Origin of the sequence: Paenibacillus sp. NPDC101420, from assembly GCF_050277435.1 — a bacterium.
GTDB lineage: Bacteria > Bacillota > Bacilli > Paenibacillales > Paenibacillaceae > Paenibacillus_AQ.
Genome location: NZ_JBNNSE010000003.1, coordinates 491,385 through 506,303, shown reverse-complemented (window position 1 = coordinate 506,303; position 14,919 = coordinate 491,385). Strand labels below are relative to the sequence as shown.

Here is a 14,919-nt window from a genome sequence, read left to right as displayed (position 1 = left end):
GTGCGTCGAGGTAAGATAAACAGCTCAACGTAAAGCTATTACCCACATTTCGAAGAGTTCTAACATTTTCCATATTATAAATTTACAAAGTACGCTATTTTCTTTCTATTAACAACCTTGATAGAGGCTTATGAGCACACAAAATATCCCCACAAAGTGGAGCTTTACTTCGATGCATACTCAGGTACTTTGCGGGGGCTCCAAGCACACAAAAAAAGGACCTCGGGAGAATTCCCAAGATCCTTGCTAGCGCTGTCTAAATTGCTAACCATCTACTTATATGTAGGTCGGCTTAGCCGTATGATTATAATTTGATTACGTTAGCTGCTTGTGGTCCGCGTGCGCCTTCAACGATATCGAACTCTACGGATTGGCCTTCATCCAAAGTCTTGAAACCATCTGTTTGAATCGCGGAAAAGTGTACGAATACGTCGCCACCGTCTGCAGTCTCGATAAAACCATAACCTTTTTCTGCGTTAAACCATTTTACTTTACCTTCCATTGATTAAACATTCCCTTCGTCATCAGATGAACGTGAGTCTTGCTCACAAATCGACTATACCACCGTAACTTCTTCATTGTCAATTGGAAAAGTAAATGTTTACATGCAATAATTTACCACGTAAAATAGGACGTTTAATTTACCATAATCAAGAAATAGCTGCGGCGTAAGGATCAAAAAAAGAGCAGACGGTTTTTAATACCCGTCTACTCCTATAGTGAAACACCGAAATATATTATTTTCTACGATCCATTAGAAAACTATCTGGGGTATAAGCGGCCTCGTAGGCGCTGCGCTGTACCTTGGCCTGATTGCGCTTCTGCAACCAGTCTTGGGCTTCCAAACGAAGAGCGTTCATTCTATCTAAAATCACATTATCGTATTCCAGAATTCGATTAATTTCTTGTTTTTGTGCGGACGTCGACTTACAAATTTCGGCTTGTTCTGCAATGGAGTCGACAAGCTCCTGACGATCCTCGACAAAAAGCTCTAACTCCTCATAGGTAGTCTCATCGAGTCTGTCCGTAATGTCCAAGGTTAGTTCCTTCAAGTGCTGAATTAACTCATCCATGAGCACTTTCAGCCTGTCCCTGGCCTGCAGCGATTTTGGATGCTTGGAGCCAAGTTTCCCGAAGTTCAGTAAGGTAGCCGATAGCCTCTTCCGCTTTTTCTGGGCTTTTGCGGATGTTAGCTTCAATTAATAGATGATTTGTATATTCGTAAAGTGAATAAAGATTATTAGAGATTTCATAGGAGTAGTCCAATGTACTCATTAACTCACTAACTATAGATTGTGCTTTACCAAAATTAAGACTTGTCTTCTCATAGTCCTGTTTACTGAGTCCATCCATTGCTGTTCTCACGAAGCGAATAGCTCCATCGTACAACATAATTACTAGTTGTGCAGGTGTTGAGGTTTGAACAGAAGACTGACGGTATTTCTCATACGGAGATGTAATCAATAATCTCACCCTCTATTTTATAAATTTCTTAGCTGGATGTGGGGAAAAGACTGGAAGACTGTGCCTGTAATTTATTCATTGCCGTTTCCATTGCTGAGAACTGCTTGTAATAGCGTGTTTCGGCATTATTTAGCATGGTTAACATATCGCTTATACGAGTGTTATAATTTTTGAGCTTCTTCCCCATAACACTTTCTTCTTTGAAGGTACTGGTAAGATCAGTCGAGTACTTGTTAGTACCTACCCTCGAGACTAGTGCATCCAGTGTGTTATTGACTTTACTAGCTAACTTGTCAAATACCCCTGTAGTGGAGGCGCTGGCTGGGCCCTGGAGTAGATCCATAACCCCTTGAGCATCGTTGGCAAGAGCCTTTTTCAAAGCAGTCTCATCTAACTTCAGTTTTCCTCCCTCAAAGTAAGATCCGGTAGTCACCCCGATAGAGCTCAAGGCACCGATCTGGTTCGAAATAACCCCACGCAAAGAGGATACTGCTTCTCTTAATATATCATCGTTTTTCAAAAGTCCGCTTTTGGCTTTTTCCGTCCAAGTCGTGATATCTGCCTCTTTCATTGCTGACTTTTGTTCATCAGACAATGGTGCAAAATCGCGGTACTTCTCTTCAGCTATTTTATCGTTCAACAATTTCAACAAACTGTTGTAATCTTCAACAAATCCTTTTATTGCATCTACAGCTTTTTGAGGGTCTGATTGAGTTTTGATTGTAATAGGCTTATCCGTTCCTGTTGATGGATTCACCTCAGGATCGGTCTGGGTGGATGTTGTAGCCAATAATGTCAGTTGGACCCCGTTAATCAAGAAACTATTACTATCTTTTTTTATCATCGTATCATTAACAAATACAATAGCATCCATGCCAGGTTTAACATCTTTACCAGTGTATTGTTTAATGCCTTTAAAAGCCTCAAATAAATTATTACTACCATCAACTGATTCAATAGATAAGGCACCTTTACTTCCAAAAGTCTTAGATGAAATAATCAGCTTCCCAGTGACTTCATCAAAACTCGCGATAGCGTTAGCTTTAGTGTTACCATTAATCGTTGCAATAACAGTAGAAATCTCTGTCGCTCCTGTAAAAGAAAAAGTTTGCTCATTGATCTTCAAACTATATTTCTCTGCCTTATCAGCATCCGTAATCTCAACATTTGAACCGTTAGTCTTTGCCTTAGCTAGTGAAGAAGCTGTAGTTAAACCAGAACCTGCACCATTTGATTCAATTGTAGCCTTGGTAGCCAGCTGAGTAATACTTACTTTCATATCAATTCCGTTAGCAGTTGCTGTAGCTTCAACGGTTAGCGCTTCCGTATTACCGCTTGTAACAGCCTTATTGGCATTCAAGGCTGAGTTAACGCCATATTTGTCAGTAAGTTTATTTGTACGAAAATCAACCAACTTACTATTAATTTCGCGATAACTGTCTCTAGTCCAGTTAAGGATCTGTTTCTGTTGATTAAGCTTATCTAAGGGGACACGCTTAGCGGTCATCATACTCTTTACCATGCTATCGATATCCATCCCTGAAAATCCATTTACACGTGTAACCAAAACAGCACCTCCTACTCCTAAATTTTCTCGTCTACAAGTATTCCGGCAATTTCCATCATCTTAGCTACGAGATCCAGAGTTTTCTCTGGGGGAACTTCGCGAATGAGTTCACCGGTATCCTTATTAAGCACCTTGACCATAATGTCATGCGTCTTCTCGTGGATGCTGATCTGCAGTGTAGTTTGGGGTCCCTGTAGAGATTTCACCGCCCGTTCAATGGTACGAATGAGTTGTTCTTCCGCAACAGACACATTTACGCCCTGCTTCTCTCTCAAACTCATATCCTTAGCATTTCGGATAGGCGTTTCTTGATTTATGGATGACACCGATGCAGTACTGGACTTTGCTTCAGATACACCCTGTACACTTGTTACGGAACTAGCAGAACTAGCAGAACTAGCAGAACTAGCAGAAAGAGAAAACTGTACATTCATAAAGCCCGACCTCCACCAACGCTCATTTTATACTCTTTATATCGGTTAGATTCAGGGATAATTTAGGACTTAAGAAAGATAAACCTGAAAAAATCCCGGGAATTGCGAAGTTTTATTAATAATCACAAATATTCAAAAAAAAGAACCTTGGAAAAAATCCAAGGTTCTTTCTGTAAAGCTATAAAGTTAATTTTTAAATTAACGAAGCAATTGAAGAACGCCTTGTGGTTGTTGGTTAGCTTGAGCCAACATAGCTTGAGCAGCTTGAGCAAGGATGTTGTTCTTAGTTTGTGACATCATTTCTTTTGCCATGTCTACGTCACGGATACGAGATTCAGCAGCAGTCAAGTTCTCGGAAGAAGTTCCCAAGTTATTGATTGTATGTTCCAGACGGTTTTGGTTTGCACCTAATTTCGCACGTTCGCCGGAAACTTTATCAATAGCTGATTGGATCTTTGTAATTGCATTTGCTGCATCCTCATGAGTTGTTACATCAAGAGCCTGTTCAGTAGTTGTATTGTTTGTACCATCAGTTACAGCAAGTTTATCAGTCGTACCTGCAGTAGTAATACCCAACGCGGATGCTCTCATGTCAGCAACATCAAGAGTCAAGCTTTGGTTTTGGTTTGCACCAATCTGGAACTTCATACTCTTAGCATCGTCAGCTACTACTGCAGCTTTTGCTGCTACACCTTTTGTTACTGTTTCAAGTAGGGTACCGCCACCAATAGTTGGAGTATGATCTGCTTCTGCACCTGCTTTTTGGGTTATGATCAATTTGCCAGCATCCCCACCTGTACCCGCAGTAACAGTGTACTTAGCACCCAGCGTTGCATCTGCATTAATTGATGTAATCAGCCCAGCAAGATCAGCAGATCCAGCAGCAATGGTTGTACCATCGATTGTGAATGCTGCTGTCGGATCTACTACGCCCGCTTTAAATACACCCGCTACTGCGTCTACCTTGGCAGAACCAGCTCCGTTTTTATCGCCATTCAATAGTTTTTGAGTATTGAACTCAGTGGTGTTACCGATACGGTTGATTTCAGAAGTTAGTGAGTTAATCTCTTTCTGAATTTCTCCACGGTCAGTTTCTGTGTTAGTACCGTTTGCCGATTGGTTTGCAAGTTCACGCATACGTTGCAGGATGCTGTGTGTCTCATTCAATGCACCCTCAGCTGTTTGAATCAAAGAGATGCCATCTTGAGCGTTACGGGAAGCTTGGTCAAGACCACGAATTTGCCCACGCATTTTTTCGGAGATCGCGAGACCAGCAGCGTCATCGCCAGCACGGTTGATTCTCATGCCAGAAGACAGTTTCTCGATGTTTTTGCTAGTGTTAGCAGTGTTAATGGATAATTGACGATGAGTATTTAAGGCTGTTACGTTGTGATTGATAATCATTAGATATTTCCTCCCTGAAATTGAGTTAGTTCCACATCCATGTGGTAAACGCCGAACCATTAAGGTCGGCCGCCCTGCCGGATCAGCGTCTACTACATATATCGACGGTATGTATCCAAGTGTTTAGAGCAAATTGAAGTTTTTTTGAAATTCCTTGAATAAATCTCTTAAATCAAATAAAAAACCTGAGTCTGCATTCGTGCAGTCCCAGATTCTGAATTCAGTATATACGTTATAACCATTAATCGTTATTATTCACTTTGCGAAGTTGATGGATCAGTGCCTTCAGATCAGACTGCTGTGGAGCAACGGATTCGCGGTTAGATTCTTGTATAGAAAGATATACTTCTTTGCGAAAAATATCGACATGCTTCGGTGCAGAAATACCAACCTTTACCGTATCACCTTCCACACTTAAGATCGTCAGCTCTATCTGATCTTGGATGACGATGGACTCCCCTTTTTTTCGAGAAAGCACAAGCATATCATCCACCATCCTTTCCATCGATAACCGACTGCACCTGCAGCAAGCTATGCTTTGTATGATAAGGTGCTTTATGAAGAACGATCTGTTTAGCTAAACGAGCAGTAGGATTCAATACAATAGGAGCCAGAAGATTAATTGTCGAATGTTCGATTTGTTCCTTTAGCGTGATAATACAACGAACGACAATCCCATCATTTATGCTTAATTCTTCAGCTTCATCATCCGGCAACTCAAACTCATAGGACAGATAAAAAACAAATGGATCTCCTAACAGAAAGGATAGACCCCTATTTCTAACAGATTGTAGATAGCAAAAAGGCGTCTCCTCCATCGCAATCAAAGCAAAATCGGTTTCTTCATCAAAGCCAGGTAGTCCTTTCGGAAAATGATATATTTGCATTTCATCTACTTCCAGTTTGCCCCAAGATAGTGTTTCTATAATCAAGTTATTCACTCCTCAAAAGTTTCGCTTCGCAAAACTAACATCTTATGAAAATCCCACCACATTATATATAGCACAAAAGCTATAGAGGCGCTTTCTGGCACATCTATAGCTTAAAAAGCTACGTTTGAACATTCAATTCTGGTGGAATAAACTGAATAGAAGCATATTGCTGCATATATATATTTAACTTTCCACGGGTATATTCAATTTCTGGATTACGTCTTTCCACCTGAATGTTCACTCTCGCGGCTCGAAAATCGATTTGTGGGGCTCTCGTTTCGATGTGAATGTCCACATTGTCGTATGATGCTGGGCCTCGAATCTCAGGAAAAGAATTTGGTTCGGTATCCATACCGTAAACTTCTGCAATTGTATTACCAGGTCTAAAAAACTGAGCCATCCGATTCCCTTGCTCGACCTTTCTGGCAATTCCCTGAAGATATAACTGTTGAATGCCGGAATAAATCCGTTTATTCATATCCAGCATTTTCCCACCGTTATAAGCCTCCCAAGCACGGGATTGATCAATAGTAAGCTCCGGTCTAGTAGATTGAACAGTTAATTCACCTGCAGTAGTCGTTATATTAACCTCAGCTTTAGGCTGAGTGATCGAATAAGTGCCCGGATCAGCATCAATACCAATCACAGCAGGCGTCTGACGGATTTGCAATATCGGTTGTAGCAACGAGAACCACCTCCGTTATCTGATAAAGTCTACGAGAGTTGTGGAAATAATCTTTGCACCCACAGACAAGGATGCATTATAGATATTCTCTTGAATCTTAGAGTTCATAATCAAACCTTCATAATCGGCATCTTCAGTCTTAGCCTGTAAGTCCGTTAAGTTAATATTCAAATCACTAAGCCGATCCTGCATTAATTCTACACGGTTGGTTTTGGCCCCTATTTCAGAGCGTGCCGTCAGAATTTTTTCCATCCTTGTATCAATTAAACCAAGTTGTGCCGATATTCCTTTGGAATCACCCGATTTCAAGGCAACTGATAATTGATTAATGATTGCAAACAAATTATCCGCATCCCCAGTGTTACCGAATACGTCATTACCAGTCGTACTAATAGGCATACGCACATCTTCACCTACAATAAACTGAATCTGCCCGGTATCTGTTGTAATCGGCTTAGATACATCATATGTACCATCTGCACCTTTAGCGAACTCATAAGGTTTCGTGTTGTACTGCTCACCATTAAAAATGTATTTACCATTCAACGTACTATTTGCAATATCCACAAGTTGGTCTTTTAACTGCATCACTTCGGCATTAATACTGTCCAGTGCTGACTGTGGATTAGTCCCTGTCGCAGCTTGTACAGACAGTTCACGAATCTTCTGAACAACATCTCCAGCTTGTCCTAGGACTGTATCATTATAATCTAGCCATGAAAGAGCACTATCTACATTCTTGGTATATTGCTCGTTAGATGAAAGCTCCGCACGATAACGTAGTGAATATGTAATCCCTACCGGATCATCGGAAGGCTTGTTGATTTTTTGTCCACTTGAAAGCTGTAGCTGTGTGTCGTTCATTGTACGTGCATTACGGTTTAGGTTAAGCAGAAGCTGTGAATTCATCATGTTAGAGGTTACTCTCAACATACGCTATATCTCCTTTTATCTGCCGACTGTGCCGGTGGAATTAATCAATTTGTCGAGCAGTTCATCAAAAGTAGTCATAAAACGCGCAGCGGCACTATAAGCATGCTGGAATACGAGCATATTCGACATTTCTTCATCCAGTGATACTCCGCTGACAGATTGACGACGTGAGTTAACCTGCTCTACCAGATAATCTGAGTTATCGGTTTGACGCGCAGCCTCCTGTGATTGAATACCCAACTGACCAACCATAGAGCCTAAAAGCCCACCCACTGTATTGCTAACTTTACCGTCCGGCGTAGTAAATTTACTATCCTTGAGGTTCGTCAATAAAAGAGCCAAGGTGTTATTTCCTTTAACGACCTGCGTATTCCCAGCTGCATCTACAGTAGTGCGCAATGAGGTTGCGAATAAGCTAACATCTGCAGCAATTTCGGGATTTAACTTGATCGTTCCAGCGTCACCAGAGGTTACAAAGAAATCACGACCAGCGCTTCCATCCATCGCATAACCTAACTTGTGTAGTCCGTTCAAGCCTTTGACAATGGTTTTAGCGTCCTCATACATCGTTGCTCCCTTAGGCATTGCCTGACCAGCGGCCAAAGTAACTACGGTGCCATCCGCTTGCGTAATCTTAGCATCATTAGTCAACATCGTACCCTCAGGAAGATTAGAACCTGCCGGTATTGTAATTTCAACGTCACCAGTAGCGATCGTACTAGCCATATCGTTAAGTTGTTTCTTGTAGTCAGTAACATAAGTATTTTTGGAGAAAATCATTCCGTAGGCCTCGCCGCCCTTCAAAGTTCCAGCGGCATAAGCATTATTAAGAAATGCACTATCTACGGTTGCAGTAACTTCTCCACCCTCTACCAATGGCTGTCCACCCAGAGAAACGTTATAACCAGCTTCCGTCTCTACAACGGTAATATTAGCAATCTTGGATAGCTTGTCTGCCATCAGATCACGTTGATCGCGTAAATCATTCGCTTGATCGCCCATACCTTCGATCTTATAGATCGATTTATTCAAGTCTGCGATAGCGGTCAGGTAACCCTGAGCCTCTTTTGCTTTAACGTCAATATTAGTAGTTAGATCCCGATCAAGATTATCTAATTGCGTGCTCATATAATTCATGGCATCAGTCAAAGATTGTGCAGTTTGCACTACAATCTTACGAGCAGTAGGATCCTCAGGGTTTTTACTAAGGTCAGACCATGATTTCCAGAAGTTATCTAAAACGGTACGAATACCTGTATCCGATGGTTCGTTAACAATCGCTTCTAGTTTAGAGAGGGTATCTGCTTGAAGCTTCCAGTTTCCAAATGCAGAATTCTCACCACGGTACTGATCATCCAGAAACATTTCCCGAATCCGATCGATAGATGAGAATTCCACCCCTGTACCCATTTGACCAGGAACGGTAGATTTATTAAATCCGTACGCTTCAATAGGTAAAGCAGCCTTCATATTTACACGTTGACGAGTATAACCCTCGGTATTCGCATTAGCGATATTATGTCCAGTCGTATTAAGAGCTGCGGTCTGAGTAAAAAGGCTGCGTCTCGCCGTCTCTATCGAATGAAATGTGGATGTCATGCTACTTACTCCTCCTTATGTTCTGCTCTTACAGAACACTTCATCAGTACAATTCTAGCCTCGTGCATCAAAAATCCCCGACCGATTTACGCCATTCCCCTTATCGGACGGACGATGATACGTGATATCCTGATTCGGTCTTCCGACCAGCAGATCCAAAGAATAATCTATAAAAGTAAGCGACTGCTCTATCAGCTTCTGATTAAGCTCATTTGCTTCTTTCAAGCGGTGCAAAGTGCCAGAAAGCTTCTGCTGAATATGCAGCAGTCGTGCCTTGTCTTCAGGGTCAAATATAAGTCTGGACAGCTCAGTTAGGTTCAGGTTCAGGTTGGAACGAATACCTACGCCTTGCAGAACGGTATATGCCGCCGCGATTCGCTGTTCCTCGAGCTGTCCAATCAGTTTCATTAACTTGGACTCACGGTTCAGGATGTCGATTAATGCATCCACCTTGTTGTCCATAATCGTCTGTTTTTTCTCAGCGGCCAGCTCCAGCATTTGGTTATGAACTTCGTCCAGCCGCTCCAATAGTTCTATTAATGTCGTCAATGCCATGGATGGTTTCACCTAATTCTCGGAGGATTGCTTAAAGTAAGGGGCGAGTTTCTCTGCTAGCTTAGCTGCATCTACTTGATAGGTACCTGCGGAGACCTGTTGCTTCAAACTGTCGATCTTAAGTGCACGTTCAGCATCATTACCAGAATTCTGTGCTTGCAAGAGCTGAATTGCTTCATCAGAGATCGAAACCTCATCCTTGCGTGAACTTTTCTTCATTTGTTCCTGCCTTTGCGCATCCGCGCTGCGTTGATACGGATTCATCGCGTTAATTCGTCCGGTCTCGTTAATTTTCATAACTTCACCTTCCTTCTAATATAAAAAAGCCGATAATCTTTACTAAGTTTATCGGCGTAGACTGAAACATTCTTTATAGCTGCAAACGTTTTTTTGCAGATTTTATAGGTCACGCAACTTGTCTATGGCACGATATGCACCGTCTGTTGTCTTTTTGGTAGAATCCTCAGCAGCACTTTCCTTGGCGGCATTGGAGAGATCCTTCCTTAGCCGAGAACGGCAGCTATCACACATATGCCCATCGCGAATCAGCGTTCCACACACCTCGCAGGGATACATCATATTAGGAGCATTAGCTATAGATATCCGGCCCTCTCGAATAAAGCGGGTGATCTCCTTAATCGAAATTCCTGTAGCATCGGACAACTCTTGAATGTTGGTTCCTTTGTTCTCCCGCAAATAATCCACGCAGATCTCATATTCATGCTCCAGCTCTTTGATGCAGGGCTGGCACAAACCCATAAGATTCTTAACAAACAACCGGCCGCACCTTGGACAATTGTCTAGATTCATAACAAGCAGCCGCTCCTCTCCGTACATTCTGTACAATGCATAATATTCTTATGCTCCTAGATTACATGATTGCAGGGAATTCGTCTATGGGACGGAAGAAACGCTATTACGGGCATGGATCTCTTCTAAAAGTGAATGGGTTGTTCACAATCATGCATTCCGCTCTCCTCAGGAACGTGCCCAAGTTAGGCTATACACCTCTACCGTATAACCATAATCTGAACCCATTTGTTGTATGATCTCAGCGCACGCACGAATGGTACTGCCCGTCGTATAAATATCATCAACAATAATAATCCGAACAGGACGATTTAGAGGTACCTCCCTATTTAACCAATCCGCAAATTGTGTTGTTACTGCCGGATTTTCTGCAAAAGCGTGCTTCATATCCGCCAGTCGTTCCGCTCGGCTCTTAAAGCTCTGTTTTCCCGTATGGTGTGTACGGATCAGCAGCGGAAGCTGTGGAATCTTCCTACATCTAGATAGTACATCAGCCAATCTTTCCGCTTGATTAAATCCTCGCTCCATAAGCCGGGAATCACTGACAGGCACTGGCACTAACAAATCAGCAGACCAAGAACGATGGATGATGGATGGTTTTCGGGATAAAAGAGCGCTCTGCTTCTCTTTTTTTAGGGTTAGATAGGCTCTATCCAGCATGAGGCCAAGTAAAGGGGCATACCGTTCATTCCCGCGATATTTATACTGACCCAACCATTCTCGCATAACACTAGTGTAAGCCACTGCACTTCGATTACAAATAATCGGAGACGGTTCACTACTGCGGGTACAGTCAGGACAGCCCACATGCCGACCACAATTCAAGCAGCGTGGGGAACGTATCCAAGGAATGGATTCTACGCAATTCCTGCAAACTCCAGGAAATTGCGAGGATCCAGGGTTGCGCTTGCCGCAAGTTAAGCATGGAGTTACGGAAGAGGACAAGAGTGCCTGAGATTTAGTTAACCATGAGAACAGAGAATTCATCTCGACACATCCTTACTGATAAATCCTTTGCGGCGAGCGATGATGTTCATAGTACGGATCTGGGAAATCGCTCCACGCTGTGATCGGGTCCACTGGGGAGAGACAAATACAACACGCCCAGCAGGATCATCCTTAGATCGCCCGGCACGACCCGCCATCTGAACCAAGGAAGCTTCGTCAAAAAGATCGCTGTCCGCATCCAAAATAAATACATCGCTACGAGGCACTGTAACTCCTCGTTCCAGAATCGTAGTCGTTACTAATAGGGAGATAGCGCGGCTACGGAAAGCAGTTACCTTCTCTGCCCGGAAGGGATCTTTGGAGGAGGTACCTTCGATGACTACGCCGGGAAAGCTCCGACGAAGCAGAACCAGTAATCCTTCAATATGTGCAATACGCGACACAAAACAAAAGATTTGCGCCTCGCGCTCGAGCGACCTACCAAGCGTATGTATGATCGATCTAGGTAAGTTCCCACGCTTTAGGCATGTTTGAATGGATATCATACTCAGGTGCTGCGGCACAGGCAAAGGATGACCATGGAAGCGGACAGGCACTCTGGCATGTGGAAGTCTGCCTGAGCGTACCAACCGCTGCATTTCTTGCGGTGGTGTGGCTGATAAGTAGATAAAAAAGCCGTCTACCTTACAGGCTTGTTCTGCGGCATAAGCCAGCATAGGATCATTATGGTAGGGGTACGCATCAAGCTCGTCTATGATAACGAGATCAAAGCCTCGATGGAAGCGCAGCAGCTGATGGGTGGTCGCGAGCGTTAAGCGACCACTCACCCAGCGTTCTGCGCTGCCGCCGTAAAGCACGGCGAGAATCTCCGCCGGGAAAGCCTTCGCGAGCCGCGGAGCGAGCTCGAGTACGACGTCGCGTCGCGGCGTCGCTACGAGCGCCCGCCCACCGGCGGCGAGCACGGCCTCTAGGAGCGGGAAGATCATCTCCGTCTTCCCGGCTCCCGTCACCGCCCAGAGCAGAAACCGCTCTGGGCACGAATTGGCGGAGCGCTCACGCCGCTCCGCCAGAAAACCCAGCGCAGCGCCAGCGGCTCCCGCCTGCGCTGAGCTGAGTCCCCACCGGCCTGCGGCCGCGGTGGGGTCAAGGGCGGCCGTGCACCGCACGGCCGGAAGCGCTGCGCTGCGCAGCAGCAGCGCGCAAGCCCGGCTGCGCCCAAGTGCGAGGCAGGCCTCGCAATAGGCGCAGCCCATAAGGCCGCACGCGGCGCATGCCGTGCGGCCGGTGGGAGCGCTGCCGCAGCGCAGGCAGCGCGAAACCGCGCGGCGGGCGACAGCGCCGCGCCACAATACGTGCGGCAGCTTAGCCGCCGCACACGCCAGAGCGCCAGCACCCGCAGGGAGCTGGCGGGCCCACGCCCCGTGCGCAGCCGGGGCGTGACTACCAACGGCGGCCGAAAACGTAAGCCGCCCCTGCAAATGCGCCAGTTGTGCCGCCTGGCGCCAACGACCTGTCAGCTCTGGCAACCTCTCTGCCAGCAGCGTTTCTATTTCCGGCTGCAGTAAAGAGCGGCCGGCCACCGCATGTACGAGTTGTTCTACCTCCGATTCAAGCAAAGCATAATCGAGATCATTTCCTCTACTGTAACTTCTGCAATCATTGTTCTCCCTAGACTGTTCTATAAATATCTCTCTTTGCCCAGAAAGTCGCCATAGCGACACTCTCTCACTAAGCAACTCTTCCTCGCCTTTCCCTCCTGCTTCCCTTTCCTCCTTCAACTCAGGCTCAAGAACACTGCTTACGTATTGACCCCACTCCTTAGCCCCCCAGTTCCTCATCCCGTCTCTTTGTTTAAAACGATCGCGCAACTTCACCGCCCACCCCAGCGGCAGCGCAGGAGATAATAAAACCAGCTTGTCCTCCGTTACTAAGCCTCTACCTTGACTCTCCAGCCCAGCGCCAGACCACCACCATCTATCTACTGTAAGATCTAAAGAAATCCAAACACTCCAGATCCCCCTACATTCCAAGGCATATACAGCAGCTCGCATAAAATCGGCCTCCTTTAAGTCTCACCATTAATCACTCTTGCCCACACCACTTTCCCAGCCTCTAACGCAAAAAGCACACTCCTCCATTTCTTGGAGAGTGTGCTTCACCCGTTACTCACATATTCACTTAAAATCTGTCGCGCTTTGATTCGCATCCCCTACTTCCTGCCATCCCCATAAAAGGCAACGAAACAGACTGCCCTGACAACCGCAAGTCTACCACAATCCCTTGTTGCTGCAACTCTTCTTTACTCACCTGAAAAGTGTACATAGATGTTGCAAGATCGATAGAGCAGCCACTATCAGCCAGCCTGGAAACAATTCCAAGGGTTCCATCGCTCGAGCCATCATCCATGAACGTTACTCGAAATCGTTTTCCGGTTAAAAATGCTTGAAATGTCAGCGCCCGAATGTACCATTCCACAACAGATGCATGATTGCGAGTAATCAAAATATAATGAATCCATTTCACGGACTGCGGTGTCTGCCGCACCTTCTGCCGATTATGCAGCATATGAATAATCACTGCAGCGGATACATAAACAGCCGCAATCCATATCAACTGGGCTACCATGGAGATGCACCTCCTCTGTATACCAACACTATATGCCGGCTTTAAAAGGTCGGTGACTGCCCAGAGTTCCTATCAAGCATAAACGCCTTCGGCGTCCTTGCGAGGACGGTAAGCGTTTAAGCGAGAAATATAAGACATAAAGTATAGTGTGAAACTTATACTTTCTTATATTTTAAAGGAACAAGCTGTGCTCTCCTTGATTTCATTCCTATATGTACCGTAAATCTGTAAAAATTTTTATAAAGTTACCCATCCATACTTGATGGAGTTGATTACTGCTTGCGTACGATCATCAACTTCCATTTTTTGCAAAATACTGCTAACATGGTTTTTGACCGTTTTTTCACTAATAAACAAATACTCACCGATCATTTTATTACTCTTACCTTCCGCCATCAGCCGCAGTACTTCTGCTTCACGACGTGTTAGAGGATTGTTATCACCGGCCACAAACTTAACTCCGGCTTCCTTCACTACCGTATCAGCAGCTACTCCAGTCTCATTAAGGTAAGTCATGCGCCGCAATTGATTGATTAGCTTTCCGGTAACCTTTGGATGAATAAAAGCGTGTCCCTCACAGACCGAACGGATCGCATTAATAAGGGATTCAGCCTCCATATCCTTCAATAAATAACCATTGGCACCCTTACGAAGGGTTTCAAACACATAACTCTCATCATCATGAATCGATAAAATAATTACCTTAACCTCTGGGAACATTTCCCGCAGTTTTTGAGTGGCCTCCACGCCATTCTCAATAGGCATATTAATATCCATCAGTACGATGTCTGGTTTAGTTCCGTTACAGAACTCTAATACCTGGATACCGTCACCACATTCACCAATGACTTCGATATCCTCCTCCATATTCAAAATACGTTTCAGCCCTTCACGAAAAAGCTGATGATCATCCGCCAAAAGAACTTTAATGGGCGTTTTAGTAGAGTTTAAGTTCTCCATCAC

Annotated in this window: 18 protein-coding genes; all 18 read right to left on the bottom strand. The window is 44.5% G+C overall.

From position 1 onward, the window contains the following. Positions 1–304: 304 nt before the first annotated feature. Positions 305–502 (bottom strand): cold shock domain-containing protein, encoded by a 198-nt coding sequence (locus ACQKMP_RS17465; RefSeq protein WP_019915069.1) that lies wholly within the window; start codon positions 500–502, stop codon positions 305–307. Positions 503–737: 235 nt separating this feature from the next. Then, the gene (locus tag ACQKMP_RS17460) at positions 738–1,073 is read right to left on the bottom strand and encodes a hypothetical protein (protein WP_339243743.1); all 336 of its coding nucleotides are present in this window, start codon (positions 1,071–1,073) and stop codon (positions 738–740) included. Beyond that, entirely contained in the window at positions 1,066–1,464 is a 399-nt protein-coding gene (fliS, locus tag ACQKMP_RS17455; protein ID WP_427470152.1) for a flagellar export chaperone FliS, read from the bottom strand. Before fliS ends, ACQKMP_RS17460 begins: the two co-directional genes overlap by 8 nt. Before the next feature lie 28 nt (positions 1,465–1,492). Continuing rightward, positions 1,493–3,031: a flagellar filament capping protein FliD gene (fliD, locus tag ACQKMP_RS17450; protein WP_379424759.1), complete on the bottom strand. Its 1,539-nt coding sequence runs from the start codon at positions 3,029–3,031 to the stop codon at positions 1,493–1,495. A gap of 17 nt (positions 3,032–3,048) precedes the next feature. Next, complete coding sequence (locus ACQKMP_RS17445; RefSeq protein ID WP_427470150.1) at positions 3,049–3,465, bottom strand: flagellar protein FlaG; 417 nt, start codon at positions 3,463–3,465, stop codon at positions 3,049–3,051. Between the two features lie 198 nt (positions 3,466–3,663). Further along, on the bottom strand, positions 3,664–4,869 hold the full coding sequence (locus ACQKMP_RS17440) for a flagellin (protein WP_076297901.1): 1,206 nt from the start codon (positions 4,867–4,869) through the stop codon (positions 3,664–3,666). Between the two features lie 241 nt (positions 4,870–5,110). After that, on the bottom strand, positions 5,111–5,353 hold the full coding sequence (gene csrA, locus ACQKMP_RS17435) for a carbon storage regulator CsrA (protein WP_076297902.1): 243 nt from the start codon (positions 5,351–5,353) through the stop codon (positions 5,111–5,113). 1 nt (position 5,354) lies between these two features. Further along, complete coding sequence (gene fliW, locus ACQKMP_RS17430; RefSeq protein ID WP_379424757.1) at positions 5,355–5,810, bottom strand: flagellar assembly protein FliW; 456 nt, start codon at positions 5,808–5,810, stop codon at positions 5,355–5,357. A gap of 109 nt (positions 5,811–5,919) precedes the next feature. Then, positions 5,920–6,486 carry a DUF6470 family protein gene (locus ACQKMP_RS17425; RefSeq protein ID WP_379424756.1) on the bottom strand — a complete coding sequence of 189 codons (567 nt, stop codon included), beginning with the start codon at positions 6,484–6,486 and terminating at the stop codon, positions 5,920–5,922. Positions 6,487–6,501: 15 nt separating this feature from the next. Next, positions 6,502–7,419 carry a flagellar hook-associated protein FlgL gene (gene flgL / locus ACQKMP_RS17420; protein WP_379424755.1) on the bottom strand — a complete coding sequence of 306 codons (918 nt, stop codon included), beginning with the start codon at positions 7,417–7,419 and terminating at the stop codon, positions 6,502–6,504. Between the two features lie 15 nt (positions 7,420–7,434). Next, positions 7,435–9,018 carry a flagellar hook-associated protein FlgK gene (flgK, locus tag ACQKMP_RS17415; RefSeq protein ID WP_427470146.1) on the bottom strand — a complete coding sequence of 528 codons (1,584 nt, stop codon included), beginning with the start codon at positions 9,016–9,018 and terminating at the stop codon, positions 7,435–7,437. Positions 9,019–9,072: 54 nt separating this feature from the next. After that, positions 9,073–9,573, bottom strand: coding sequence for a flagellar protein FlgN (locus ACQKMP_RS17410; RefSeq protein WP_042192416.1), 501 nt, complete (start codon positions 9,571–9,573; stop codon positions 9,073–9,075). Positions 9,574–9,585: 12 nt separating this feature from the next. Further along, positions 9,586–9,870, bottom strand: coding sequence for a flagellar biosynthesis anti-sigma factor FlgM (gene flgM / locus ACQKMP_RS17405; RefSeq protein ID WP_042192418.1), 285 nt, complete (start codon positions 9,868–9,870; stop codon positions 9,586–9,588). A 102-nt stretch (positions 9,871–9,972) separates the two neighbouring features. Then, a complete protein-coding gene (locus tag ACQKMP_RS17400) occupies positions 9,973–10,383 on the bottom strand; it encodes a TIGR03826 family flagellar region protein (RefSeq protein ID WP_076285720.1) in 411 nt (136 codons plus the stop codon). 168 nt (positions 10,384–10,551) lie between these two features. Next, a complete protein-coding gene (locus ACQKMP_RS17395; protein WP_427470144.1) occupies positions 10,552–11,370 on the bottom strand; it encodes a ComF family protein in 819 nt (272 codons plus the stop codon). Beyond that, a complete protein-coding gene (locus tag ACQKMP_RS17390; protein ID WP_427470142.1) occupies positions 11,367–13,382 on the bottom strand; it encodes a helicase-related protein in 2,016 nt (671 codons plus the stop codon). The genes ACQKMP_RS17395 and ACQKMP_RS17390 overlap by 4 nt, the downstream gene beginning before the upstream one ends. A gap of 127 nt (positions 13,383–13,509) precedes the next feature. Next, on the bottom strand, positions 13,510–13,956 hold the full coding sequence (locus tag ACQKMP_RS17385; protein WP_042192424.1) for a glycosyltransferase family A protein: 447 nt from the start codon (positions 13,954–13,956) through the stop codon (positions 13,510–13,512). 237 nt (positions 13,957–14,193) lie between these two features. Continuing rightward, the gene (locus tag ACQKMP_RS17380; protein ID WP_042131342.1) at positions 14,194–14,916 is read right to left on the bottom strand and encodes a response regulator; all 723 of its coding nucleotides are present in this window, start codon (positions 14,914–14,916) and stop codon (positions 14,194–14,196) included. Positions 14,917–14,919: the final 3 nt, after the last annotated feature.

Coding starts and splice junctions, on each gene's coding strand:
- ACQKMP_RS17465 (WP_019915069.1), bottom strand. CDS start 502: ATGGAAGGTAAAGTAAAATGGTTTAACGCAGAAAAAGGTTATGGTTTT.
- ACQKMP_RS17460 (WP_339243743.1), bottom strand. CDS start 1,073: ATGGATGAGTTAATTCAGCACTTGAAGGAACTAACCTTGGACATTACG.
- ACQKMP_RS17445 (WP_427470150.1), bottom strand. CDS start 3,465: ATGAATGTACAGTTTTCTCTTTCTGCTAGTTCTGCTAGTTCTGCTAGT.
- ACQKMP_RS17440 (WP_076297901.1), bottom strand. CDS start 4,869: ATGATTATCAATCACAACGTAACAGCCTTAAATACTCATCGTCAATTA.
- csrA (WP_076297902.1), bottom strand. CDS start 5,353: ATGCTTGTGCTTTCTCGAAAAAAAGGGGAGTCCATCGTCATCCAAGAT.
- flgL (WP_379424755.1), bottom strand. CDS start 7,419: ATGTTGAGAGTAACCTCTAACATGATGAATTCACAGCTTCTGCTTAAC.
- flgK (WP_427470146.1), bottom strand. CDS start 9,018: ATGACATCCACATTTCATTCGATAGAGACGGCGAGACGCAGCCTTTTT.
- ACQKMP_RS17410 (WP_042192416.1), bottom strand. CDS start 9,573: ATGGCATTGACGACATTAATAGAACTATTGGAGCGGCTGGACGAAGTT.
- flgM (WP_042192418.1), bottom strand. CDS start 9,870: ATGAAAATTAACGAGACCGGACGAATTAACGCGATGAATCCGTATCAA.
- ACQKMP_RS17400 (WP_076285720.1), bottom strand. CDS start 10,383: ATGAATCTAGACAATTGTCCAAGGTGCGGCCGGTTGTTTGTTAAGAAT.
- ACQKMP_RS17395 (WP_427470144.1), bottom strand. CDS start 11,370: ATGAATTCTCTGTTCTCATGGTTAACTAAATCTCAGGCACTCTTGTCC.
- ACQKMP_RS17390 (WP_427470142.1), bottom strand. CDS start 13,382: ATGCGAGCTGCTGTATATGCCTTGGAATGTAGGGGGATCTGGAGTGTT.
- ACQKMP_RS17385 (WP_042192424.1), bottom strand. CDS start 13,956: ATGGTAGCCCAGTTGATATGGATTGCGGCTGTTTATGTATCCGCTGCA.
- ACQKMP_RS17380 (WP_042131342.1), bottom strand. CDS start 14,916: ATGGAGAACTTAAACTCTACTAAAACGCCCATTAAAGTTCTTTTGGCG.